Annotated in this window: 18 protein-coding genes; 6 read left to right on the top strand and 12 right to left on the bottom strand. The window is 64.1% G+C overall.

Features of this window, described 5'->3' with window-relative positions; translation table 11 throughout:
- Positions 1-72 precede the first annotated feature (72 nt).
- From BMZ70_RS05350 to BMZ70_RS05335, 4 genes are read right to left on the bottom strand one after another with little or no spacing between them, the layout of a single operon-like run.
- Complete coding sequence (locus BMZ70_RS05350; protein WP_092270914.1) at positions 73-2,310, bottom strand: two-component system response regulator; 2,238 nt, start codon at positions 2,308-2,310, stop codon at positions 73-75.
- Positions 2,307-5,330: a sensor histidine kinase, YfiR-like protein-associated gene (locus BMZ70_RS05345; protein ID WP_092270911.1), complete on the bottom strand. Its 3,024-nt coding sequence runs from the start codon at positions 5,328-5,330 to the stop codon at positions 2,307-2,309. The genes BMZ70_RS05350 and BMZ70_RS05345 overlap by 4 nt, the downstream gene beginning before the upstream one ends.
- Entirely contained in the window at positions 5,327-5,902 is a 576-nt protein-coding gene (locus BMZ70_RS05340) for a TOL_0243 family YfiR-like periplasmic protein (protein ID WP_165403525.1), read from the bottom strand. Before BMZ70_RS05340 ends, BMZ70_RS05345 begins: the two co-directional genes overlap by 4 nt.
- A 2-nt stretch (positions 5,903-5,904) precedes the next feature.
- Positions 5,905-7,833 carry a TOL_0244 family TonB-dependent receptor gene (locus BMZ70_RS05335; RefSeq protein ID WP_092270905.1) on the bottom strand — a complete coding sequence of 643 codons (1,929 nt, stop codon included), beginning with the start codon at positions 7,831-7,833 and terminating at the stop codon, positions 5,905-5,907.
- Between the two features lie 303 nt (positions 7,834-8,136).
- Between BMZ70_RS05335 and BMZ70_RS05330 the strand changes: the two genes are divergently transcribed.
- Entirely contained in the window at positions 8,137-10,107 is a 1,971-nt protein-coding gene (locus tag BMZ70_RS05330) for a peptidase U32 family protein (protein WP_092270902.1), read from the top strand.
- A gap of 168 nt (positions 10,108-10,275) precedes the next feature.
- On the top strand, positions 10,276-13,518 hold the full coding sequence (locus tag BMZ70_RS05325; RefSeq protein WP_092270899.1) for a di-heme oxidoredictase family protein: 3,243 nt from the start codon (positions 10,276-10,278) through the stop codon (positions 13,516-13,518).
- Positions 13,519-13,542: 24 nt separating this feature from the next.
- On the opposite strand, the gene BMZ70_RS05320 is transcribed toward BMZ70_RS05325, so the two are convergent.
- From BMZ70_RS05320 to BMZ70_RS05310, 3 genes are read right to left on the bottom strand one after another with little or no spacing between them, the layout of a single operon-like run.
- Positions 13,543-13,755, bottom strand: a complete 213-nt coding sequence (locus BMZ70_RS05320) for a pentapeptide MXKDX repeat protein (RefSeq protein WP_092270896.1) — start codon at positions 13,753-13,755, stop codon at positions 13,543-13,545.
- A gap of 42 nt (positions 13,756-13,797) precedes the next feature.
- Positions 13,798-14,574: a molybdopterin-dependent oxidoreductase gene (locus BMZ70_RS05315; protein WP_092270893.1), complete on the bottom strand. Its 777-nt coding sequence runs from the start codon at positions 14,572-14,574 to the stop codon at positions 13,798-13,800.
- A 15-nt stretch (positions 14,575-14,589) separates the two neighbouring features.
- Positions 14,590-15,195 carry a cytochrome b/b6 domain-containing protein gene (locus BMZ70_RS05310; protein ID WP_092270890.1) on the bottom strand — a complete coding sequence of 202 codons (606 nt, stop codon included), beginning with the start codon at positions 15,193-15,195 and terminating at the stop codon, positions 14,590-14,592.
- A 138-nt stretch (positions 15,196-15,333) separates the two neighbouring features.
- Here BMZ70_RS05310 and BMZ70_RS05305 point away from each other — a divergent pair, with 138 nt between their 5' ends.
- Together BMZ70_RS05305 and BMZ70_RS05300 are read left to right on the top strand one after the other, a co-directional pair.
- Positions 15,334-15,906: a sigma-70 family RNA polymerase sigma factor gene (locus tag BMZ70_RS05305; RefSeq protein WP_092270887.1), complete on the top strand. Its 573-nt coding sequence runs from the start codon at positions 15,334-15,336 to the stop codon at positions 15,904-15,906.
- Positions 15,903-16,538 (top strand): NrsF family protein, encoded by a 636-nt coding sequence (locus BMZ70_RS05300; protein ID WP_092270884.1) that lies wholly within the window; start codon positions 15,903-15,905, stop codon positions 16,536-16,538. The genes BMZ70_RS05305 and BMZ70_RS05300 overlap by 4 nt, the downstream gene beginning before the upstream one ends.
- A gap of 1 nt (position 16,539) precedes the next feature.
- Here the strand turns inward: BMZ70_RS05300 and BMZ70_RS05295 are convergent, their stop codons facing one another.
- Positions 16,540-18,507 (bottom strand): cellulase family glycosylhydrolase, encoded by a 1,968-nt coding sequence (locus BMZ70_RS05295; RefSeq protein WP_130300902.1) that lies wholly within the window; start codon positions 18,505-18,507, stop codon positions 16,540-16,542.
- 16 nt (positions 18,508-18,523) lie between these two features.
- Complete coding sequence (locus BMZ70_RS05290) at positions 18,524-21,013, bottom strand: cellulose binding domain-containing protein (protein ID WP_092270881.1); 2,490 nt, start codon at positions 21,011-21,013, stop codon at positions 18,524-18,526.
- 124 nt (positions 21,014-21,137) lie between these two features.
- Between BMZ70_RS05290 and BMZ70_RS05285 the strand changes: the two genes are divergently transcribed.
- Positions 21,138-21,626 (top strand): glycine-rich domain-containing protein, encoded by a 489-nt coding sequence (locus BMZ70_RS05285; protein ID WP_207231522.1) that lies wholly within the window; start codon positions 21,138-21,140, stop codon positions 21,624-21,626.
- Positions 21,627-21,665: 39 nt separating this feature from the next.
- On the opposite strand, the gene BMZ70_RS05280 is transcribed toward BMZ70_RS05285, so the two are convergent.
- On the bottom strand, positions 21,666-22,295 hold the full coding sequence (locus tag BMZ70_RS05280; RefSeq protein ID WP_092270878.1) for a 3-keto-disaccharide hydrolase: 630 nt from the start codon (positions 22,293-22,295) through the stop codon (positions 21,666-21,668).
- 12 nt (positions 22,296-22,307) lie between these two features.
- On the opposite strand from BMZ70_RS05280, the gene BMZ70_RS05275 reads away from it, so the two are divergent.
- Positions 22,308-23,210: an alpha/beta hydrolase gene (locus BMZ70_RS05275; protein ID WP_092270876.1), complete on the top strand. Its 903-nt coding sequence runs from the start codon at positions 22,308-22,310 to the stop codon at positions 23,208-23,210.
- On the opposite strand, the gene BMZ70_RS05270 is transcribed toward BMZ70_RS05275, so the two are convergent.
- Together BMZ70_RS05270 and rhaI are read right to left on the bottom strand one after the other, a co-directional pair.
- Positions 23,198-23,512: an L-rhamnose mutarotase gene (locus BMZ70_RS05270; protein ID WP_092270873.1), complete on the bottom strand. Its 315-nt coding sequence runs from the start codon at positions 23,510-23,512 to the stop codon at positions 23,198-23,200. The two genes, BMZ70_RS05275 and BMZ70_RS05270, sit on opposite strands and share 13 nt — an antisense overlap.
- A complete protein-coding gene (rhaI, locus tag BMZ70_RS05265; RefSeq protein WP_092270870.1) occupies positions 23,509-24,804 on the bottom strand; it encodes an L-rhamnose catabolism isomerase in 1,296 nt (431 codons plus the stop codon). The genes BMZ70_RS05270 and rhaI overlap by 4 nt, the downstream gene beginning before the upstream one ends.
- Between the last annotated feature and the right edge of the window lie 7 nt (positions 24,805-24,811).

Raw genomic sequence — 24,811 nt, 5'->3', positions numbered from 1 at the left:
GGACAGGTTAGCAACGTTAAAGATTATGCCAGTTACAGGCGGAAGCAATTGTCATCAATTATCACCATCGTGCTACGGGATGCCCTTGCCGGCGACCAGCATGGCGGCAAAGGCCGGCGCCGGCACCGGTGGGCTGAAGTAATAACCCTGCATCAGGTCGCATCCCTTGCTACGCAACAATTCCAGTTGCTCCGCCGTTTCCACCCCTTCGGCAATCACCAGCATGCGCAGGTGGTGCGACATGGCGATGATGGCCGAGGCGATAGCGGCGTCGTCCGGGTTGGTGGTGATGTCGGTGACGAAGGCACGGTCAATCTTGACGCTGTTGAAGGGAAAACGCTTCAGGTGCGCCAGCGAAGAATAGCCGGTGCCGAAATCGTCCAGTGACAGGTGCAAGCCCAGCGCTCGCAGCTGGTGCATGGTTTGCTCGGCGCCGGCCGGGTCGTGCATCACCAGCGATTCCGTCAGCTCAAGCTCGACCAGCTCGCTGCCCAGCCCGTGGGCGCCCAGCTGGCTGGCCACCTGCTCAGCAAGATCGCCTTGGCCGAACTGCAGCGACGACAAGTTCAGCGCCACCGGCACCAGCGGCACGCCGTCGGCCCGCCAGGCGGCCTGCTGGGCGCACACGCTGGCAATCACCCACGCGCCGATCGCCAGGATCAAGCCGTTCTCTTCGGCCGACGGGATGAATTGCGCCGGCGACACCATGCCGCGTTCCGGATGGATCCAGCGGATCAGCGCCTCGGCGCCGGCAATGCGGCCGCTGCGCAGGTCGATCTTGGGCTGGTAGTACAGCACGAACTGCTGTTCCTCGCAGGCGCGCCGCAGCTGGCTTTCCAGTTCCAGCTGGGCGACCATCGCCGCATTCTGCTCGGGCGAATAAAACGACAGCCGCTCGCCGCCGCTCTTGGCCTGGCGCAGCGCGGCCTCGGCATGGCGCAATACTGCGTCGGCGTCGGCGCCGTCGCGCGGGTAGCTGGCGATGCCGCCATGCACCGTCAGGTGGATCTCGCGGCCGTTCAGCACAATCACCGGGGCGACCAGCGCCGCCGCGTGTTCCATCAGCGGCAGCAGGTTCTCGCTGGCGCCGCAGGTTCCGGCGATCACGTACACGTCATTGGCCAGCCGCGCCACCGTGCACGGCCGGTCGAGGCCTGCGACCAACCGTTGCCCGACGATGCGCAACACCTGATCGCCGGCGCGCGAGCCCAGCGCATCGTTGAGACGCTTGAAGCGGTCCAGATCGATCATGAAGACAAACGCATGGGTGCCGTCGTGCTTGCAGGACTGGATGATCTGGCCGAGGCGGTCGTAGAACAGCGCGTGGTTGGGCAGGCCGGTGGCCGCGTCGTAGTAGGACAGGTAGTTGACCCGCTCTTCCTGCGCGATGTACTCCATCGCAAACGAGATGTCGGCGGCCAGGTCTTCCAGCAGCGCCCGTTCCTCGGCGTCGAAATAGCCGGCGTCGCGCGCGTACAGCACCATCACCCCGGCCGCCCCAGTTCCCAGCATCAGCGGCAGCGCGATCAGCGACAGGAAGCCATGTGCGCGCGCATCGGCGCAGGCGGCGCCGCTTTGGCCGGCGGCGCTCAGGTCGTTGCAGCAGGCGGCTTGCCCGTGCGCCAGCGCGCGGCGCGGGGCGCTGAGCTCGTCGTCCGCTTCCAGCGTCGTCGCCGCCAGCAGTTGCTCCAGCCGGTCAGCATCGGTGCCGCGCCAGGCGGCGGCGCGCAAGCTGCGGCCGTCGCGCAGGGCGATCCAGACGGTGTCGAAGCCGCCCGCCTCGGCGGCGATGCGGCACGCCTCGTCGTACAGGGCGGCCCGGTCACGGATGCGGATGATGGCCGCGTTGATGCCGCTGAGGACACTCTTGATGCGGCTCAGGCGGGCGATCTTCAGCTGCTGCGCTTCCAGCTCTTGCACATAATGGGCCAGCCGGTTGGCATGCACCAGCGACAGGTGGGTGCGCACGCGCGCGCGCACCAGCTCCGGCGACACCGGCTTGACGATGTAGTCCACCCCGCCGCAGGCAAAACCGGCAGCCTCGTCGCCCACCTCGCTCATGGCCGAGACGAAAATGACCGGGATGTCGCTGGTCTCCGGCTGCGCCTTGAGCTGGCGGCAGACGGCGTAGCCGTCCATGTCCGGCATCTGCACGTCCAGCAGGATCAGCGCCGGCTGATGCTTGCGCGCGGCGGCCAGGCCTTCGGCGCCGTTGCGTGCGAACGCCAGCGCATGGTCCGGCGCCAGGATGGCGCGCAGCGTGGCCAGGTTGCCCGGCTCGTCGTCGATGATCAGGATCGGGGCTGTCATCGCGCACCTGTTGGTTGTTCGCGCAGGGTGTCCATCAGCGCGCGCACTTCTGCTTCAGCGCCGCGGAAGTCGAAGCCGTCCAGGCGCGCCCGTACGGCGTCCAGGGCGCCGGCCGGCAGCCGGGCCGCCAGCGCGGCCAGCAGCGCGGTGGCCGCATCGGGATTATCCTGGTCCAGGCAGGCCAGCAATTCGTCCAGCAGGGCCTGCGCCGGTTGCGCCGCCAGTGAGGCCGGTACCGGCGGCGCGCCCTTCCCGGCCGATTGGGCGGCCAGGGTCGCGGCCGATGCCTGCACCGTGGCCAGCGCGGCGCGCAAGTCATCGATCAAGCCGGCCGCGTCGCCGCCCTGAACCGTGACCAGTTGCAGCGCGCCGGCCAGCCGGGTCACTTCCGGCATGGCCAGATTGCCCGCCACGCCTTTTAATTGGTGGCTGATGGCGTCCAGGCCGGCCGGTCCGTGCGCCGCCAGTTCCGCAGCCAGGCGGTCGCCGATGTCGCCGAAGTCGGCGGTAAAGCGGTCGAGGATGGCGCTGTAGCGCTGCGGCTCCTTCCACACCTTCAGCGCACGCGCCAGATCGACGCCAGGCAGCGTGTCGGGCACAGCCGCCGCAGGTGCTTCGACGCTGGCGGGCGCCTCGGCCGCCTGGCGCGGCGCCGGGCCGACGCGCGCCAGCCGCCGTACCACCTCCAACAACTCGTCAACGTTGAACGGCTTGGCGACAAACGCATCCATGCCGGCTTCGCGCGCCTCATCCTGCTGGCTCTTGAAGGCACCTGCCGTCAGCGCCACGATGGGCAGGTCGGCGAAGGCCGGCATCTGGCGCAGCAATCGAGTGGCCTCGTAGCCGTCCAGCACCGGCATTTGCACATCCATCAGCACGATATCCACCGCGTCCGGATTCTGCACCAGCCAGTCAACCGCCTCGCGGCCATTGCTGGCCAGGCTGACGGTGGCGCCCTCGGCGGTGAGGATGCGCATGGCGACCTCGCGGTTGATATCGCTGTCATCGGTAACCAGCAAGCGCACCCCGGCCACGCGCGCGCTGGCGGCACGTTCCGGCACACTTTCAAGCTCACCGCCGCGCCGCTGCTGCGCCCGCGCCAGCGCGTTGTACAGGCAGGAACTGGTGACCGGTTTGGTCAGCACGCCGTCCACCAGCTCGATCTCCGGATGGCGCAGCAATTCGTCGCGGGCGTAGGCAGTCACCATCATCAGCATCGGTTGCTGCTCGGCGGGATAGGCCTGGCGGATGACCTGCGCCAGTTCCATGCCATCCATGCCCGGCATCTGCCAGTCCAGCAGCAAAGCATCGAAATGGCTGCCCGCATGATGCCGATCGCGCAGGCAGGCGACCGCCTGTTCCCCGGACACGGCCTGGCTGGCGCGCCAGCCCAGCCCGCGCGCCATCAGCGCAATATTCTCGCGCGCGAGATCGCTGTCGTCGACCACCAGCACGTCGAGATTGGTCAGCGCCGCCGGTTCGACCTGGCCGGCCGCCACGCAGTCGAACGGGATGGTGAACCAGAATTCGCTGCCGCGCCCCGGCACGCTGTTGACACCGATCTGGCCGCCCATGTGCTCGACCAGGTAGCGGCAAATGGTCAGGCCCAGGCCGGAACCGCCGAAGCGCCGCGTGGTCGAGCTATCGGCCTGGCTGAACGCCGAGAAAATATGCTGCTGCTTGTCCTCAGGGATGCCGATGCCGGTATCGGTGACGGCAAAACGCAGCACGGCATGGTTGTCGCTCTGCTCCAGCACGGACAGGCCGATACCGACCGCACCGCGCGTGGTGAACTTGATGGCGTTGCCGGTCAGGTTGATCAGCACCTGCTCAAGACGCAGGGCGTCGCCGACCAGCTGGCCCACGCGCGGCGACGGTGCGATGGTCAGCTCGAGGTCCTTGTCGCCGGCGCTGGCCGCCATGATGCTGGCCAGGTTGTCGAGCACGTCCGACAGGTTGAACGGCACCCGTTCAATGTCCAGCCGCCCGGCCTCGATCTTGGACAAGTCCAGGATGTCGTTGATGATGGCCTGCAGCGAGCGGCCGGCGTTGCGGATCTTGCGCACCAGGTCGGCCGCGTCGCCGTCCAGCTGGCGCTGTTCGAGCAGATAGGCCAGGCCGAGGATGCCGTTCATCGGCGTGCGGATTTCGTGGCTCATATTGGCCAGGAACTCGGCCTTGGCGCGGTTGGCGGCCTCGGCCTCCTCGGTGCGCGCCTCCAGCGCGGCGTTGGCCACCTGCAGCTCGCCGGTGCGCGCCGCCACCCGCGCTTCCAGGCCCGCGTTCAGCGCGCGTACCTCGGTTTCGGCGGCGACGCGCTCGGTGATTTCGTGCTCCAGCGTTTGCAGCATGCCGTTGAAGTCGTCGGCCAGCTGGCCCACTTCATCCTCGCTGTCTTTCGGTGCGCGCAGCCGGTAGTTACGCTCGCGCACGATCTGGCGGGCCACCTCGCTGACACGGGTGATCGGCCCCGAGATCCAGCGCTGCAGCAGCGAGGACAGGCCCAGCCCCAGCAACAGGCTGGCCAGCAGCACCGCCGCCAGGATGCCCAGGTAACCGCGCAGCCAGGCGCCCAGGTCGTAGCGCTCGCGCAGATAGACGGTGCCGCGCACGCCCTCGGCGTCGACGATGCGGCGGAACACAGTGAGGTCGCCGGTGCCGAAGCTGGCGCCGTCGCCGGGGGCCAGCGACGCCGGCGCGGCTGGCGCGTCCGCATCACGCCGGTAGCTGGCAAACAGCTGGCCGCGCGCGGTGTAGATGGCTGCCGTCAGGATGTTGGCGTTGGCGCGCAGCAGCGCCAGGTTTTCGTTGGCCACCTTGGCGTCGTCAAACTCGATGGCCAGCACGCTGCCCTGGCCAAGGATGGCGGCAATCGAGGTCAGCTCGCGCACCGTGGTGTCGCGATTCTCGCCGAGGTCGTGATACAGCAGGCTGACCCCGGCCAGCGCCAGAGCGCACAGATTGGTCGCCAGCACCAGCAACAGCAGCTTATGGCGCACTGAGCGTATCTGCAGCTTCATGGCTTGTCTCCCTCTATTTTATGTGCCACGGCCAGCAGTCTGGCACTGATCTTCAAACCGTTGCGCTCGGCATGCACCACCGATACGTCAAAGCGGATCCGGTTGTCGATCTGCACAAAACTGATGGCGCTGCCGGCCGCCAGCGTGCCGGCGCCATCCGTGATGGACAGCACGCCGGGGCTGGGCACGGCTTCGAGCATCCGCTTCAGGCGCCCGCCATCGAGCGCGCCGATGTACAGCACCTGGGCGCCAGCGGCCGCCTCGCCGGCGCGCAGCGTGCGCACGCTGACCGCACGGCCCTTGATCTGGCGCGTCTGGCGCAACTGGTTCAGTTCGGTGGCCACCTGGTCCGCCTCCATCACCGCGATCGTCAGCGGCGCGCTGGTGCTGGTGAACGCCTCCGGCGGCCACTCGACATGCTCGGCAAAGCGATAGATATACGCCGCCTTGACCTGGGCCTCCACCGCGCCCACATCGGCCTCGCCCGCCGCCGGCCCGGCCAGCAGCGCGCAGCCCAGCGCCGCCGCCGTGAAGCGCTGCCGTATCCCTGCCAATCTGATGCTGGCCGCCACGTCTAGAATCGCAAGGTCAGTTTCAGCAACGCGCCGCGTTCAATCACGCTGCGGTTCGGCGCTGCGCCAAATTCGGGATGTGAACGGTGCAGCAGATTGCGCCCGATCAGCGCCACGTCGAGGTTGGGGTGCGGCTGCCACATCCACTGGCCATCCAGTTCGTAATATGCGGGCACGACCGGATGCGGCAACGCGCTGACGTAGCGCAGCGTCAGCTCCAGCGTGCTGCGGTCGCTCAGATCGTGCGAGGTGCGCAGCAGCCAGTGCCGGCTGGGATCATTGGTCAGCAGGCCGAAGATGGCGGTGGCGTCGCGGCTGCCGGGCAGCAGGTGCTGTTGCACGCGCTGCGCCACCAGGCCTGCATCGAGCCGCCATGCCGGGGTCGCCAGCCAGCGTCCCCACAGCTCGATGCCACGGCTGCTGCCCTCGGCCCCGTTGTCGAACGCGTACAGCGCCTGCGCGGTGCCGGGCTGCGGTTCCAGCGTGCGCAGCTGTTGGTAGCGGCTGTAATACGCCGTGGCCGACCACGACAGGGACGCGATCGGCTGGGCGCGATAGCCCAGTTCCAGCACCCGCGCCACCTCGGATTCGAAGTCGGGACTGGCGCCGACCACATACACGCGCCGGCCACCGACCGGCACCGGCGCACCCGGCGAATGCAGGTCGCGATCGAAGCGCGATGGCGCCCGCACCGTGCGCGCCAGGCTGCTCCACAGCAGCTGGCTGGGATCCGGCGTCCATGCCAGGCGCAGGCTGGGCAGATACTCGGCGCCGGTGTAGTCATTGTGCTCGACCTTGGCGCCGGCGGTGAGCTTGAGATCCGGCGTGACCGCGTATTCATTCTGGGCAAACAGATTGGCCCAGCGCAGATTCAGGTCGCCAGGCAGGAAAGCCACGCCAGTCAAACTATTCACGCTGTCGCGGCTGTGGCGATAGCCGCCGCCCCAGGTCAGCACGTTGCGCGCGTTGAGGCGCAGGTCGTGCTGGGCTTCCAGGTCCAGCGTGGACAAGCGCTCGGCAAACTGACCTGGCTGGTTGCGCTCGGTATGGTCGAGGATGATCTGCAGGCGCAGATTGGCGTCGGGCCCGAGCTTGCGCAGGTAGCGGCCCTGCAGATTGACGCCGGAGATATGCACCGGCAAGACATTAAACTGCCCGAGCTGACCCTGGTAGCCATCGCCAAACACGCTCAGGCTGTCGTCCTGCAAATTCCAGTCGGCGCGGAACCCGGCTTGGGAGCGATGCATGCCGGTGCGGGTATTGAGCCCGCTGGCGGTGACGGTGTCGTCCATTTGCTGGTACTTGCCGTACACGCGATAGCTGCCGCCGTTGGCCAACTGGCCGCCGTAGCGCGCCGCGCCGTTCTGGTCGCGGCTGGCGCCGGCATAGCTGAACTGACCGCCCTGGGTGTCGGCCGACGAGCGGGTAATGACATTGATGACGCCGTTGACCGCGTTGGCGCCCCAGATGGTGGCGCCGGGACCGCTGATCACCTCGATGCGCTCGACGTCTTCCAGCACCACGTCCTGCGCATCCCAGAACACGCCGGAAAATAAGGGGGTGTAGACGCTGCGGCCGTCGATCAGTACCAGCAGTTTATTGGCGAATGGGCTGTTGAAGCCGCGTGCCGTGACGGCCCAGTTGCGCGCATCGACCTGCGCCACCTGCAGATTGGGCGCCAGCCGCAGCGCCTCGGGCAGCGATTGCGCGCCGCTGCGCCGGATGTCGCCGGCGCTGATGATGAACACCGATGCGGCGGTGCTGCTGAGCCTTTCCTGCTGGCGCGATACCGAGGTCACGATCACATCGCTCAGCTGCTCAAGCGACATGTCGGCAATGGTGTCCGCTTCCGCCACTTTGGCCCGCGCCGGTGCGGCGGCCAATACGGTTGCAACAAAGAGTCCCAAAGAATAGCTGGCGGTTCTGGCCATAAAGCCCTCGCGGTTGCCTACTCTTCACCGCCATATCACCGGGGGCGGCACATTGTCATGGACAGTCGCGAATGCAGTGCCGCGCCGTTATGATGGGAAAATTATAGCCACCTAGCTCCCTCCGTCCGGAAGGAATTTAAATGTTTTATCAAGATTGCTGATTGATATGGAGTAAATACAACAACCGCCGCGCTTGCTCTGCCGAGGCCAGCCGCCGCCACCGCGCCCGCCAGCATTGCGCCAAGTGACTTAAGGCCTTGATTTTGCTATAATTCCCGCCTTCATACGTAAGGAATCAAGGCCATGTCCCTGCTAGCCCACCAGCTTGAACTGCTGTCGCCCGCCAAAACCGCCGAAATCGGCCGCGAAGCCATTCTGCACGGCGCCGACGCCGTCTACATCGGCGGCCCGGCCTTCGGCGCGCGTCACAACGCCAGCAATACGATCGAGGAAATCTCCAGCCTGGTGGAGTTCGCGCACCGCTACCGCTCGCGCATTTTCGTCACCATCAACACCATCCTGCACGACGCCGAGCTGGAAGCCGCGCGCAAGCAGATCTGGCAGTTGTATGAGGCCGGCGTCGATGCGTTGATCATTCAGGACATGGGCTTGCTCGAAATGGACCTGCCGCCGATCCAGCTGCACGCCAGCACCCAGTGCGACATCCGCACGGTGGAAAAGGCCAAGTTCCTGGGCAATGTCGGCTTCTCGCAGCTGGTGCTGGCGCGCGAGCTGACCATCGAGCAGATCAAGAAAATCCGCGCCGAAGTCGACACGCCGCTGGAATATTTCATCCACGGCGCGCTGTGCGTGGCGTATTCGGGCCAGTGCTACATCTCGCACGCCGACACCGGCCGCAGCGCCAATCGCGGCGACTGCTCGCAAGCCTGCCGCCTGCCGTACACCCTGAGCGACAGCAAGGGCGGCGTGGTGGCGTATGAAAAACACCTGCTGTCGATGAAGGACAACGACCAGAGCGCCAACCTGGAAGCACTGGTCGACGCCGGCATCCGCTCGTTCAAAATCGAAGGCCGCTACAAGGACATGGGCTACGTGAAAAACATCACGGCCCACTACCGCCTGCTGCTGGACGAGATCATGGAACGCCGCACGGAATTCTCGCGCGCCGCCAGCGGCCGCACCAGCATCTTGTTCACGCCGGACGTGGACAAGACTTTCCACCGCGGCCACACCGATTACTTCGCTAACGGCCGCCTGGACGACATCGGCGCCTTCGACAGCCCGAAATACGTGGGCGTGGAGCTGGGCCAGGTCACCCGCATCGCCACCGATCACATCGACCTGCACACCAACGCATCGATGGCCAACGGCGACGGCCTGAACTACCTGCACAAGCGCGAGACCTTCGGCATCCAGGCCAACACGGTGAAAAAACTGGGCGAGGATGAAGAAGGCCAGCAATGGCGCGTATTCCCGAACGAAACCATCAGTGCCCTGCCAGGCCTGAAGGTCGGCATGACCATCATGCGCAACCGCGATCATCAATGGGAAGGCGCGCTGAACAAGAAGTCCTCCGAACGCAAGGTCGGCCTGCACCTGACGCTGAGCGAGCATAACGACGGCCTGCGCCTGTCCTTGTGCGACGAAGACGGCCTCACCAGCGAAACCGACGCCGCCATCGCCTACCAGCCGGCACAGCAGGCCGAACAGGCGGACGCCTCGCTGCGCGCCAGCCTGGCCAAGCTGGGCGCCACCATGTTTGTGGCGGACAGCGTGGAGCTGAACTTGTCCAAGCCGTGGTTCGTGCCGTCGGCCGCCATTAATGCGCTGCGCCGCGATGCCATCGAGGCGCATGAAGCCATGCGCCTGGCCGCCTGGGACCGCCCGCAACGCAAGGCCCCGGCCGAACCGCCGGCGCAGTTCCCGGACACCCAGTTGAGCTATCTGGCCAACGTCTACAATGAGAAAGCCCGCGCCTTCTATCACAAGCACGGCGTGCAACTGATCGCCGCCGCGTACGAAGCGCACGAAGAACCGGGCGAAGTGCCGCTGATGATTACCAAGCACTGCCTGCGCTTCTCGTTCAACCTGTGCCCGAAACAGGCCAAGGGCGTGCAAGGCGTACAGGGCCAGGTGCGTGCAGAACCGATGACGCTGGTCAGCGGCGACGAAACCTACACCCTGCGTTTCGACTGCAAACCGTGCGAAATGCACGTGGTCGGCGCTATGAAGCCGGGTATTTTGAAGTCTCCGCCACCGTCGAACGTCGCTTATACGCCCCTCACCTTCCACCGCCAGCGCCCACGCGCCTGACCTTCAGTTTGAGCCAGTTTCATGTTGCGCGCGATCCTGATCGCGCGCCTTCATGATAATTATTGTTACTTGCGCACGATTGGCAAACTGGCTTGACATGCAATACAACACAATATATCTTCACGGTCGTTGCCATGCGGCAATCCAGCCACGAGCCAAGGAGATAGCATGAAGAATCGTCCAGATCGACCCCGATCACTGGAAAGGTTTCACCAATTAACCGTGACGGGCTTGCCGCTGGCCCTGAGCCTGTTGCTCGCCGCTTGCGGCGGCGGCGGCGATAACACGACGGCGTCCGAGCAGCGGTCGGCGAGCGCCATGCGGCTGTCCAGCGGCGTCGCCTCGGGCACATCCGTCTCCGAGCCGGAAGTGGCGCTGACGCCGGTGGCGGCCACGTCCAGCGGTTCCGAACGCGGCGATTTGTCGGCGGCTGCGGCCATCGACCACAACCCGGCCACGCGCTGGGGCAGCCTGTTCAGCGACGACCAGTATCTGACGCTGGATTTCGGCGTCTCCAAGCCGATCAACCGCGTCCACATCGAATGGGAAAACGCCCACGCGCTGCAGTATCTTTTGCAGGTCTCCGATGATAACGCTACCTGGACCACCATCAAGACGGTGGACAACAGCACCGGCGGCATCGAGGACTGGAGCGGCTTGGGCGCACAGGGCCGCTACCTGCGCATGAAGGGCGTGAAACGCTCATCTGGTTACGGCTATTCGATTTTTGAAATCCAGGCCTACTCCGGCGGCTCGTCCGGCGCCACCGAACCGCCGCCGACTACCACGCCGGATCCGGTGCCGGTCGATACCAGCAAGCCTGGCGTCGCCATCAAGCCGGTGGCCGCGACTTCCTCGCCGCTGGAAAACCCGGGCAACTCGGCCGCCAACGCGATCGACGGCAAAACCGGCACGCGCTGGGCCAGCGCCTTCGACGACGGCGCATGGATCCAGTTCGACTTCGGCGTGAAAACGCAGGTCGGCTACATGAAGCTGTTGTGGGAGAACGCGTACGCCAAGCAGTACAACCTGCTGGTGTCGGACGACGGCAAGAACTGGACACAAATCCGCAACGTCGCCAACGGCCAGGGCGGCACGGAAGAATTCTTCAATCTCGGCGTGAATGCGCGCTACATCCGCCTGCAAGGCGTGGTGCGGGCATCGCAGTACGGCTACTCGCTGTTCGAGGTTGAATTCAAGACCCCGGGCAGCGACAACACGCTGGCTTCGTCGACCACTTCAGCGTTCAAGTTCCCGGCCAGCGGCGCGGGCTGGGCGCCCTTGCCTGCCTCCGATGCGATCGAATCGCTGCAATTCACGCTGCCGGACGGCACGCTGGTCACGCGCTTCGGCGCGCGCGGGCTGGCGCGTCATGGCCGCGAGCGCGGCGAGGAATGGAATGAAATCGGCTACGGCCCGAATGAAACCGTGGATGCGGTCACCGGGCTGCCGGTGGACAAAGGCCCCGGCAATTACCTGACCTTCGTGCCGCAGTACTTCAAGAACCGCACCTGGGGCATGGAGATCATCGACAACAGCAAGGTGGCCGGCGTCACCAAGCCGCAGCTGATCGTCAACCAGTACACCACCGTCGACTTCCTGCAAGGCGGCGTGGCCTTCTTCCGCGCCATCGACCGGCCGGGCGTGACCGGCTACGGCTGGATGGCGCCTGGCCAATTGGTGGACGATAGCGTCAAGGTCTGCAAACCGGTTGCCTACCCCACGAATAACAAGCTTTCCAGCGCGAACGGCATCAACGGCGCGTGCACCTTGCAGATCAAGGAGTATCCGGGCATGACGGCGCTGGATGCCAGCGGCTTCCCGATCGCCGGCAAGGACATCAAGGCGCGGCCGCTGGTACAGGGCGATGTGATCGAAGTGTCGCCGTCGATGTTCACGACGACCGAGTCGATGCAGGCCAAGGGCGACAACGGCGGCATCCGCTACTACTCGTATGAATGGGTGTATGTGGTCGGCCAGGGCCTGAAGCCTTGGTACGGCGTGCAGCCGCGCCTGAACTCCGTGCCGCTGCCGGCTGAAACGCTGTCCGGCGGTATCGGCTCGGTGGGCTACAACTATTCGGACAATGCGCAGTTCATGTTCCAGCAGCCGCACACCAACATCGGCATGCAGAATATGCAGCGCTTTGTCGAAGGCCGCCGCCTGTTCCACACCAGCTTCACCACCGGTGAGCACAACGAACCGGGGAATGACCGCTACGATGCGGCCGTCGGGCTGCAAGGTGCTCACTTCAACCAGTCGTCGTGCTTTGCCTGCCACGTGAACAACGGCCGCAGCGTGGCGCCGACTGCGCTGAACCAGCGCCTGGATACCATGTCGGTGCGGGTGGCGACGACCAACGCATCGGGCCAGCAGCTGCCGCATCCGCTATATGGCACCACGGTGCAGATGAATGCCGTGTCCTCGACCGGCGCGCCACAGAACTGGGGCACTGGTGTGCGCGTGTCCGGCTTCGAGACGGCGTCGCGCAAACTGGCCGACGGCACGGCGGTGGAACTGCGCAAGCCGGTGCTGGCGTTTGAAGGTCCGGTGCCGGATACGGTGTCACTGCGCGCGGCCCAGCCTATCATCGGCGCCGGTCTGCTGGAAGCTGTGGCGGAAACCGACATCCTGTCGCGCGCGACCAGCACGCCCGATGTCGACGGCGTGAAAGGCGTGGCCAACTATGTGTTCGATCCGGAGAGCGGCGCGGTGCGTCTGGGCCGTTTCGGCTGGAAGGCATCCAAGGCCACGCTGCGCCAGCAAGCCGCATCGGCGCTGCTGCAGGACATGGCGGTGACCTCGCCGGTGTACCGCAACCGTTCGTGCAATAGCGATCCTGCCGGTTGTTCGGCGGCGGCAGCGCAGAAAGGCATCTCGGAAGCGGACCTGCAATCGCTGTCGCGCTATCTGGCGCTGGTGGCGGTGCCGGCGCAACGCAGCCTGGCCAGCGGCTTCCCGAAAGGCGTGGCGCCGATCGATGAGCTGAATGTGGATCCGGCCAAGGTGGCGGCGGGCGCCAAGGTGTTCACCGGCATGCGCTGCGCGGCTTGCCACACGGCTGAAATGAAAACCGGCAGCGGCCACCTGTTTGCGGAACTGCGCAACCAGACCATCCGTCCGTATTCCGACCTGCTCCTGCACGACATGGGCACGGGGCTGGCCGACAAATTCGCCGAAGGCCAGGCCAAGGGCAGCATGTGGCGTACCGCACCGCTGTGGGGCATCGGCTACACGGAAAAAGTGATGGGTAATGCGAGCAAGGTCGGCTACCTGCACGACGGCCGCGCGCGCAACCTGACGGAAGCCATCATGTGGCACGATGGCGAAGCCGCCAAGTCGCGCCAGCGCTTCGAGGCGCTCTCGAAGACGGACCGCGAGGCCCTGCTGGCGTTCCTGAAGTCGCTGTAATGTAGCTTGCTTGAAGAGGGACGACTATTTCTTCATGTCGTCCTTCTTCATTTCATCTTTCTTCATCTCGTCCTTTTTCATTTCGTCTTTCTTCATACCGTCCTTCTTCATCTTGTCCTTGCCCATTTTGTCCTTGTGCATGGCGTCTTCCTTGGCTGGCTCCTTCTTCATACCGTCCTGCGCGTAGACAGACATGGACAGGCATGCGGCGATCAGTGCGATGGCGATTTTTTTCATGATGGTTCCTTCGTAAATTAAGAGAATTAAGAGAGAAAAAGTTCAGCTGCCGCCGAACCAGTTATACCCCTGGTCTTCCCAGTAGCCGCCAGAGTAGGTATTGGTGACAAAAATGGCTTGCACGTGCTTGGGATTCTTGTAGCCGAGCTTAGTCGGCATGCGTAGCTTCATCGGGTAACCGTAACGCGGCGGCAGCGTCTCGCCGTCGTAGGTGAGCGCCATCAGCGTTTGCGGATGCAGCGCGGTCGCCATGTCGATGCTGGTAAAATAATCGTCGGCGCATTTGAAGCCGACGTACTTCGCGCTCAGGTCCGCGCCCACGCGGCGCAGGAACTGCGCGAACGGCACACCGCCCCAATGGCCGATGGCGCTCCAGCCTTCCACGCAGATGTGCCGCGTGATCTGCGACTGCTGCGGCATGGCGCGCAACTGCTCCAGCGTCCACGGCTTGCGATCGGCGATCAAGCCGCTCAGCTCCAGCCGCCACGCGCTGCCGTCAACCTCGCGCACTTCATCTTCTTCGTAATAGGCGTTGAACGGAAACGGCCGCGTGATCAAGCTGGCCGGGTAAGTCGGCGCCAGGCGGTTGGGATCAAACAGCCAAGCCTGGGCGCGGTCATTCAAGCGCGAGATGCTCGTCAGCGCTTGCTCGATGCTGTCCGCGTCATCCGTGGCGCACCCGGTCAGGAGACTCAGGCCGCCCAGCGTCAGGCTGCGCTGCAGGAAGGCGCGGCGCGACGGCTGGGCAAGGCGTTTGATCGCATCCGTCAGCATCAGGTCACCATCGCCCGGCAGGATAATCTCACGTTTTAGTTTCATGGCAGGTCCCGATGGTTAATGACCGCGCAGCATGGCCAACAGGGTACGCGGCACCAGTGCCACCATCACCACATGAACGACGACGAAAGCGCATAGCGCGGACATTGCATAGAAATGGATGTATCGCGCGCCCTCGTAGCCGCCCAGGCATTCACGCAGCAGCGGAAACTGCACCGACTTCCACAGCACCAGCCCGGAGAGCACCAGCAGCAGGCAATCCAGCATCACGAAGATGTAGGCGAGACGCTGTACACTGTTGTAGTGACGCGGATCTGCGTGCGACAGCTTGCCCTTCAGCGCTGCGCTCAAGTCGAGCAGTAGCTGTTTCGGCGAGATGGGGAAGAACTGGCTGCGCAAACGTCCGGACAGCAGGTTAGTCAGCAAATACAAGGCGCCGTTGGCCGTCAGCAGCCACATCGCCGCGAAGTGCCATTGCAAGGCCCCGCCCAGCCAGCCGCCCAGCGTAATGCTGCGCGGGATGCTGAAGCCCAGAAAGCCGGTAGCGTTGTAAATGCGCCAGCCGCTGGTGACCAGTATCACCACCGCAATGGCGTTCAGCCAATGCATGCATCGTAGCCATGCTGGATGGACTAGTTTTGACTTGCTGGCCACAGCCGGCATATCATTCAGCCGCGAATCAGAAGGTTTCATTGCGCATCACCTGTTTGGAGAGACAGTGCCAGGTAATTCGCTGTGATGGACAAAATAGTTACAGCGTCATGCAAAAATAATTTTTAGAGGCTGTTACCAACGACGCCAATGGAACGAATAACTGAGCATAGTCCCTTGCACCATACCGAGTTGCGCCTGCACGCCCTGTTCTTGCAAGGGCTGGATGGCGACGCGACGGCATATCGCGGCTTTTTAAAGGCGACCGCGCCGTATTTGCGTGCTTTCCTGCGACGGCGCCTGGTTGCGTGGCCGGATCAGGTGGAGGATCTGGTACAGGAATCGCTGCTGGCGATCCACAACCAGCGCCAGAGTTACGACACCGGCTTACCGGTGACGGCGTGGATTTACGCCATCGCGCGCTATAAATTGATCGACTGGCTGCGGCGGCACGCACGGCAGGACAGCATGCTTCTGCCGCTCGATGATGAAGATGCGCTGTTTTCCAGCGCCGACCAGGAAGCCGGCGATGCACGGCGCGACGTCGCGACACTGCTGGCCGCGCTGCCGGAAAAGCAGCGCGAGGCCATCGTCCACACCAAGCTGGATGGCCTATCCATGCGCGAAGCGGCGCAGCTATTGGACATGTCGGAAGCGGCTGTCAAGGTATCGGTCCACCGCGGCCTGAAGACATTGGCGGCCTTAATGCGAGAAGAGAAATGAAGACTGATGATTTGATCGATATGCTGGCCGCCGGTGCGGATACGCCGCCATCGCGCCGTACCGGCTTCCTGCCTCTGCTGGCTGGCGGCCTGCTGGCCAGCTTCGCACTGCTGCTGGTGCTGCTGGGCGTGCGCCCCAATCTGCTGGAAGAGCTGACCTGGCCGGCGTTCTGGAGCAAATTAGTGTTCTCCCTCGCCTTAGCCGCAGCCGGCTGGGTCGCGGTACGGCGCCTGTCGATACCGGGCGCGCGCACCAACGCTCTGCCGTTCTACCTCGGCGCACCAGTGCTGGCAATCTGGCTGACCAGCGCCGTGGTCTTGTCACAGGCCGCGCCCGAAACGCGCGCGGCCCTGTTCTGGGGCAGCACCTGGCGCTACTGCCCTGTGCTGATCGCCCTGATCTCCATTCCGCTGTTCGCCTCCATGCTGGCCATCATGCGTTCGCGCACCCCAACACGGCTGCGCACCGCCGGCGCGGCGGCGGGATTTGCGGCCGGCGCGGCTGCCGCCGCCGTCTACTGCCTGCACTGCCCGGAACTGAGCATCGTCTTTGTCGGCTTCTGGTACTTGCTCGGCATGCTCATTCCTGCGGCGGTCGGCGCGCTGATCGGGCCGCGCGTGCTGGCCTGGTGAACTATTTGGCAGCGTTGACGATGGCCGTGATCACCGCCGGGTAAGCCTGTGCACCGGTGGACCGGTTGAACAGTCCCGATTGATGGTTGGTGGTCGGGCCATTGTCCCAGTACACCGGCACCAAACCGCGCTGGTAAGCTGACTTGGTGATGTACTGGTCCCAGTACTGGCGGTATTTGCCAGCCGAGTCGTACTCGGTGCGCAGGCTGGCAGCGTACTCACCCAGGATCACCGCCACACCTTTGTCGATGAAGCGCGTCTTCATTTTCTGGAACTGGGCATCGACGTAGGATTCGTTGGCCCAGGTCTCCGTAGCCGTGCTATCCGTAGCGATGGAACCCCACTGCCAGATCGTGCTGTTGGTGTTGAGCGTGAAGTTGTACGGATCGTAGAAGTGCACCTCCATCATCAGGCGGTTGGCCGCGCTGTCGGACGGCACCGTGTTGGTCGCGTAGGTGTAGTCGATGTTGGTGTTGTAGCCCTGTACCACCAGGTGGCGCTGGGCGTTGTTGCTGCCGGTGCCGCGCACGGTGTTCACGAACACTTGATTGAAACCGTTTTGCACGGCGATGTTTTCCGCCGTCGGCGCGGAGTACACGTCCGTCACCATCACCTCATTGGTCCCGGCGAACAGCAGGTAGTCATCGTAGTATTTGAAGGTGTTAGCGATCTGCGTCCAGAACTTGGCCAGCCGCGCGTTGGCAGCGGATTGCGCGGCGTAGGTTGGCTGCAGCCAGCCGCCGTCCCAGTGCACATTGATGATGACGTACAAACCGGCGCTGCGGGCCGCGTCCACCACTTCCTTCACGCGCGCCATCCAGCTGGCGCTGATGTTGTAGTTGGCATCGGCGTACTGGGTCCACGACAGCGGAATGCGCACGGTCTTGAAGCCGGCCGCCTTCACCGCGTTGAACAAGGTCTGGTTGGCTGGCGGATTGCCCCACGCGGTTTCGCCGCCGATGGCTTCCAGCGAGTTCCCGAGATTCCAGCCTGGCGACATCTGCGCCGACAGCTGTACGCTGGTCAGGCTGCGGATAACGCCCACGCGCACCGCCGTGGCGGAGCCGGAATTGCCGCTGCCCGAGCTGGTGGTGAATTTGACCCAATACCAATAAGGCACGCCGAGCGTCGGCGTGGTGTCAGTGTAGGTGGTGGCTGTAGCGCTTGGGATGGCGATGCGGGTACGGCCGTTGGCGTCGCTGTCAGTATCACGGTAGATTTGCACGCCGGTGACCGTGCCGCTGACGGTCCATGTCAGCTTGATGTTATCGGATGAACCGGCGGCGCTAAGGCACACCGTGGCGCCCGCGCCGGTGCCGCAGCTTTGCGCCTGCGCCGTGCCGCCAGTCGCCATCAACAGCCCGGCCGCAGCGAGCGGCAACATCAGCCGCGCCGCCAGCCGCTTGCGCGCGGTAACCGCCAGCACGGCCAATCCGGCCAGCAGCATCAGGACACTGCCAGGCTCCGGCACCGCGCTTGCCAGCGTAAAGTCGTCCATCACGAACCAGCCGTCGTCGCGGGTGATGTTGAGTCGTGCGACGTTGCTGAAGTTTGCGGCAATCCATTGGTAGCTTGAACCGATGCTGACATTGCCGGTGCTGCCGATTACGTGGTTAGCCGCATCATAGGCGGTAATGTTGATCCAGCTGGCCACCGCGCCATTCGTGTTCGGCGCGGCGAACCATGCGCCAGCAAAATTGAAGCCGCTGGCGCTGCTGACCGCGAGGTTGTCCACGCCGTAGCCGTTGGTGACGTAGGACGCGCCGGAATGCGCGGCGTTGCCGTAACCTTCGACCGTGGTGTCGCCGTAGTACCAGTCCTCACCCCAGTTCAGGCCAGCGTATTGGCTGGTCAGTGCGGTCAGGTCGCCGTCCGCATGCAAGTCTTCAAAGTCCACCGCTGCGGATTGCGCCTGCGTTGCCAGCAGCAGGCCGGCGCTCATGAGTAAGCCGATCAGGAAGTTCTTCATATTGTGGTTCCCTCGTTCAGTTGCAAACGTCGCCGGTCACTACCGGAATGGCCGAGCCGCTCACCGTCATGCCGAATTCCACGGTATTGCCCGGATAAATGTCGTGGTTCCAGCTCTGGTTCGGCACCGCTGTATAGGTCGGGCTGCTGCCTGTAACGGCGGCGTTCCAGTACCCTTGTACGACTGAGTTGTCTGTATAGGTCCAAGTGACGGACCAGCCGCTGATCACTGTGCTGCGATTGTTCGTGATGCGTACTGCCGCGTTGTAGCCGCCGTTCCAGGACGCCGTCACCACGTAGCTGCATTGGTTTACCGGTTCTGTGCTGGTCGGTGGAGCGGCGGTGACCGGCGTGACGGCCACGTCCCCCTCAGCCGCCACGCTGCCGTAAGCGATGCCACGCCCGGCGGTGCTCATGTACACCCGGCCAAACACATTCAGGTCGCCGTTAATCATGTGCGCGTTGCCGCTGCCGCCGTACTGGTGAGCGTCATCGTTGACGCGCACCCACGTTGCGCCGGCGTCGATCGAGCGCAGCACGCCACGGGTGCTGCCCACGGCGCCCAGCATATACAACGCTGGATAGCTGGCGTCCGGCGCGGCCTTGCCGAAGCCGATGCCGCCGCACTGGTTCACGCTGGCGATCTTGGTGAAAGTGGCGCCGGAGTCGGTGGAGCGCGTCAAGCCGCCGCCGTTCAGGCAAACCCACACGTCCCCTTCCCGTCCGGGAGCGAGGCGGATGATGTTCGATCCGCCAGCACCGGGATTGCCCTTGGCCACAAAGCTCGCGCCGCCATCCACGCTGGCCAGCAGGCTGCCACCGTCGTAGGCATAGAATTTGTTGGGATTAACCGGATCGGCCACCGGGCGAGCGTTGTTGATCGCCAGTCCGGCAATTGGCGTCCAGCTGCCGCCGTAGTTGGTGGAGCGATAGCTGGTCGACGAATTGGCGGGGCTGTGCAGCAGCACGTAGCCATCGGCCGACAAGGCCAGCTGACCTTGCGAGCCGTTGAACGAAGCCGACTTGTTCCAGCTGGCGCCGCCGTTGATCGAGTAGTACAGCGATGAACCGGCGCGCGCCATGATACGGCCATCTTGCGGCGCGATCGCCAGGCCGCTGGTGGTGCCCATTTGAGGGTTGTGCTGCACGCCGTACTGCGCTGGATCTGCGTTCACGAAACCATCGAAGTCGCCGATGGTCGATACCAGCGGGCCATCCGGAACCGTCTCAAAGTTGAACGGCACGGTTTCTTCCAGCCCGGCGACGTTGAAGTTCCAGGTGGTGGTGGGCGCATCGATATCTGCGGTCTTGAACAAGCCGTTGCCCGAGCCGACCCACGCTTTTTTGGTATCGAACGGATCGAACTCAATCGAGCCAGCCCAGTGGATGGAGGCGCCGTTGGTGATCCAGCTCGCACCGCCACTGTCCAGCGCGAAGCCGCGCGCCACCACATCGGTCCACGTGCGGCCGGCATCGAGGGAAGTCAGGATGCGGTCGCCATATGCGTTGGCGCCTTGCTGCATCCATGTGTTGATGGTCGATGCCACCAGATGCTTGGGATTGGCAGGGTCCACGCTAATGCCGCCGAAAGGCCGTGCCAGCCCAGCCGGCGTGATGTTGACCCAGTTGCCGCCCACCGCGTTGTATTCCCAAATCTGGCCATTGTCCATCGGCTCGCCGTCGACCGGATGCGGCCCCGCGCCGTTGGCATAGGTGACATACAGCTTGCCCTTGGACGAGATGGCCGCGCGCTGCGGCATCAAGCTGGCGCCTGGCCCGCCTTTCACCGCAGTGAAGGTGGCGCCGCCGTCGGCACTGAAGTACAGGTTAGGGCCAGCCGAAGCAAAGCGCGACACGCCGACGAAGATACGTTTCGCCACGCCGCCGCTCACGCTGGACGGATCCGGCAGCACGAAGTTGATGCCGTTATCATTCGGCGTGGTGGTCACATCCAGCCCGGCCACACGGTTCCATGTCGCGCCGGAGTCCACACTCTTGAACAAGCCATTGCGGCGCGTGCCCACGTACAGCACATTGCTGGATCCGGGATCGACTTGCAGCCGTTCGCCGTTCTGCCGCCCCATGCCATTGCCGTGCGCCTTGAACTGCGCGCTCACGTCGGTCACGGTGAAGGTCTTGCCGTAGTCGGTGGAATGGAGGATGGCGGTCTTGCCGCCGCTGAAGTAGCTGGTACCGGCAAGCAGATAGATATTGGCCGCGTTGCGTGGATCGACTGCCAGCGACTCGATGCCGAGCAAGCCGATATCCGCCTCGCCGATCCAGTCGTTCAATGCGATCCAGCGTGCGTTGTTTGCGTCCCATCGGTAGGCGCCGCCGACATCGGTGCGCGCATACACCACGCCGCGTTCAGTTTTACTGGGAATGATCCCCGTTACGTAGCCGCCACCACCGATGGCGACCGAATCCCAGTGGTAGTTTTCCGCTGTACAGGCGAGCGGCATCCATAGCGCTGCCGTCAGCAGCGCCAAGCTGTGTTTGAGCTTCATTTTTCGTCTCCGTCGTTTTATAGTTATCACGTGTTAGCACGTGTGAAATCATTCTGCGACTGGTTTCACGTTAGGGCAATTACGAAAACCACCAAATCCGGGAACGAAATTTGGCAACCAGACTATGAATACAGCCACTTCCATCGCTTGCATCGCCCTTGCCGGTGTCTCGGCCGTATTGTGGGCGCGACAGCACCAGGCACGCCGCGAGGCTTATATCCGCGACTTCATCCTGCCGCATGGCCTGTTCGACAAACTGCGCGCCCGGCACCCGCATCTGAGTCTGAAGGATTGCCAGTTGGTGGCACAGGGATTACGCCAATTCTTCCTCGCGCACTTGAAGAGCGGACGCAAATACGTCTCCATGCCGTCACAGGTGGCGGACGATTTATGGCATGAGTTCATCCTCTACACCAGAAACTACGAGCAGTTCTGCCGGAAGGCATTTGTGGAGGCGGAGGAAGCGACGGCGGTGGAGATGGTGGCAGCAGCTGCGGCGGCGGTGGTTGCGGCGGCGACTAATCCGATCATCAATGTGATTAGATTGCGCGCGCCGTTGACACGTTGTGCGCAAATGCAGATACTGGATCTGCACTCCTTCCCTGCCGGCTAAACACTCTCCCACGTCTCCTCGGCCGGCAGGGTTTCTTTTTTAATCGAGTGGCGTCAGTTCCACGCGGCGCAATTCGTAAGGCGTGCCTTCCAGCTGGAAGCCGATCCTCCCCGACGCCGGCGACGCATTCGAGACACGATTTTGCAGAACACCGTTCACCGTCACCTCCACCGTGCCATCGCGGCTGACGATGTCGCAGGTATTCCACTCGCCCGCAGGCTTTTCGCTGTCCGCAGCGGTGTGCGCCTTGATGCGGGTTTCCGCGCCGGGCGCGCTGGTCAACGGCTCGGCGAAGCTGGCCGCCGCCATCGGCAGCAGGTCGCCGGCATTGCCAAACTTGGTCTGCACCTGCAAACTCACCGGCCATACGCGGTCGAATGTGCCGGGACTGATGTGCAGCAGCACGCCGCCGTTCCCCGGCTTGCCCGGCCAGCGCCATTCTACGTGCAGTTTGTAATTACGGTAGCTTTCGCGCGTGGCGATAAATCCGGAAGGCTTGCCAGCCGACGCGATCACGCCGTCCGGCAGCACCTGGAACGCCTCCGCCACCGCAGCAGCGGGTGTGGTTTGCAATTCCCAGCCGCTGAAATCGCGGCCATTAAACAATTCAGCCGCGCCCGCGCTGTGCGCGGACAAGGTTAATATTATGGCGCCCAACAATTTGTTCACACTGTCTCCTCTATGAAAAAACTACTGCTCGTACTGATGCTCAGTGCCGCCGGATGGACTTCCGCAGCACCCGCTGTGATCCCGCTCTGGCCTGAAGGCGTACCTGGCCAACGCAATATCGGACCGGAGAAGGTCGGCGACGGCTACACCTCCAACGTCAGCGAGCCGGCATTGACCATGATCGGACCGGCGGTAGATCATCCCAATGGCACTGCGGTCATCATCTGTCCCGGCGGCGGCTACATCCGCATGGCAACCGCGCGCGAAGGCGATCAATACGCGACCTGGCTCAGCACCCTGGGCGTGACCAGCTTTGTGCTCAAGTATCGCATGCAGGAGTTCGGGCATCCAGCACCTTTGCAGGATGTGCTGCGCGCGGTCCGCATGCTGCGCTCGCGCGCGGCCGAATTCGGCATCCGTCCGGACCGCATCGGTGCGATGGGCAGTTCCGCCGGCGGCCACCTTGCCGCCAGCGCCGGTACACTTTTCGACCACCCCCTTGGCCGTACAGGCGGGGCGTTGGATAGTGTCAGCGCCCGGCCGGATTTCCTGATGCTGATGTACCCCGTGATCACCATGCAGGATCCAGCAGCGCACGCAGGTTCGCGCAAGGCGCTGCTGGGCGTCGCGCCGTCCGCCGAGCTTTTGAACCTGATGTCGCTGGAGAAGCAGGTCACGGCAGCCACCCCGCCGACGCTGCTGATCCACACCCAGGCCGATACCGCCGTCCCGGTAGACAACAGCATCCTGTTCTATCAGGCGCTCACCAAAAACAAAGTACCGGCGGAGATGTATTTGCTGGAGCACGGCGGCCACGGCATGGGCATGCGCGATGGCCTCGGCACGTCGTCGCTGTGGCCGCGCCGCGCGGAGGAATGGCTGCGCGATCGCGGCCTGTTGAATCAGGCGAAGTGAAACACCTGCTTGAGCGGCCACTCGCGTGGCCGGTTGCCGGGCTCCACCTCCATCAGGTCCGCCATATAGTCCCACCACCGCTGCATTACGGGCTTGAGCGGCAGATCCTCTATTCTGTGGTCAGGCCAGAGTTTGAGTACGGCGAATAGCTGAAGACTTTCTTCATCGAGGAAAATCGAATAGTCGTAAATGCCGGCGTCGCGCAGCGCCTTGCCGAGGTGCGGCCACAATTCATCGTGGCGACGCTTGTACTCGGCGACAGCGCCGGGCTTGAGCTGCATCCGGAAGGCGCGCGTATTCACACGATGCCGCTGCCGCTGGCACCCGCCTTGGCCGGACGCGCTTCCGCCGCCTTGGCGCGATAGCCGCTCTCGCGATAGCACGCCACCGGATCGATGGCGCCACCGGCACGCAGCCGCGCCATCGCCAGGATCGCACTGACGTCGGTACGGTAGGCATGCTTCAAGGCCTGCGCCGATTGCAGCGCATCGTTGGACTCCTGATGCTGGCGCAGCGCGGCGCGGTCCACCAGCTGCGCCTGCACGAAGGCGCGCTGCACTTCCACCGCGCTGTTCATCAGGCTTTCGATCGGATCGGTCACATTGTGCGACTGGTCCAGCATGTAGGCCGGCTTGAACGACGCGCCATCGCGCTCCGCAGCATCGGCCAGCTCGTTAAACACCAGGAACAGCTGGAAGGGATTGATGCTGCCCGAATCCAGATCGTCGTCGCCGTATTTGCTGTCGTTGAAGTGGAAACCACCGAGCTTGCCGAATTGCGCCAGCCGCGCGACGATCATTTCGATATTGGTGTTCGGCGCGTGGTGGCCCAGGTCGACCAGGCAGCGTGCCTTCTCGCCCAGCGTCTGCGCGCAGGCAAAGCTGGTGCCCCAGTCGGCGATGGTGGTGGCGTAGAACGCCGGCTCGAACAGTTTGTGTTCGATGAACATCAGCCAGTCCGCCGGCAAGGCCGCGTAAATCTCGCGCATGCTGCCGAGATAGCGCTCCAGCGCACCGCGCAGATTGTGCTGGCCGGGGAAGTTGGCGCCGTCGCCTACCCACACCGTCAACGCTTTTGATCCGAGCGCGCGTCCCAGCTCGATGCATTCGATATTGTGCGCTACAGCCTGCGCGCGCGTGGCGGCGTTGATGGCGGTCAGGCTGCCATGTTTGTAGGTGTGCTCCTGCCCTGCCTGATCCTGGAAGGTATTCGAATTGACCGCATCGAAATACAAGCCGTGGCTTTCGGCCTGCTGCCGCAGCGCTGCGGGATCGGTGGTTTTATCCCAGGGGAAGTGCAGCGACACGCCCGGCGTGGCGCGCGTCAGTTGATGAATCACCGCGCAGTCGTCGATTTTTTCAAACACGTTGCGCGGCTCGCCGCGACCGGGAAAGCGCGCAAAGCGCGTGCCGCCGGTGCCGACGCCCCAGCTGGGCAAGGCCACGGCGAAGGTCTGCGCGGCGGCGGTCAGCTTTTCGATATCCACGCCGCGCCGTGCCAGCATGCCGCCCAGCGCTTCGTAGTCCGCATTCAGTCCGGCGCGCAGTTGAGCGTTATGCTCGGCCACGCGTCCGCTGTCGATGATGGTGCTCACAATGTCT

This window comes from Duganella sp. CF402, assembly GCF_900109645.1.
GTDB lineage: Bacteria > Pseudomonadota > Gammaproteobacteria > Burkholderiales > Burkholderiaceae_D > Rugamonas.
The sequence above is the reverse complement of the archived record's forward strand: the minus strand, read 5'-3'. Positions and strand labels throughout refer to the sequence as shown.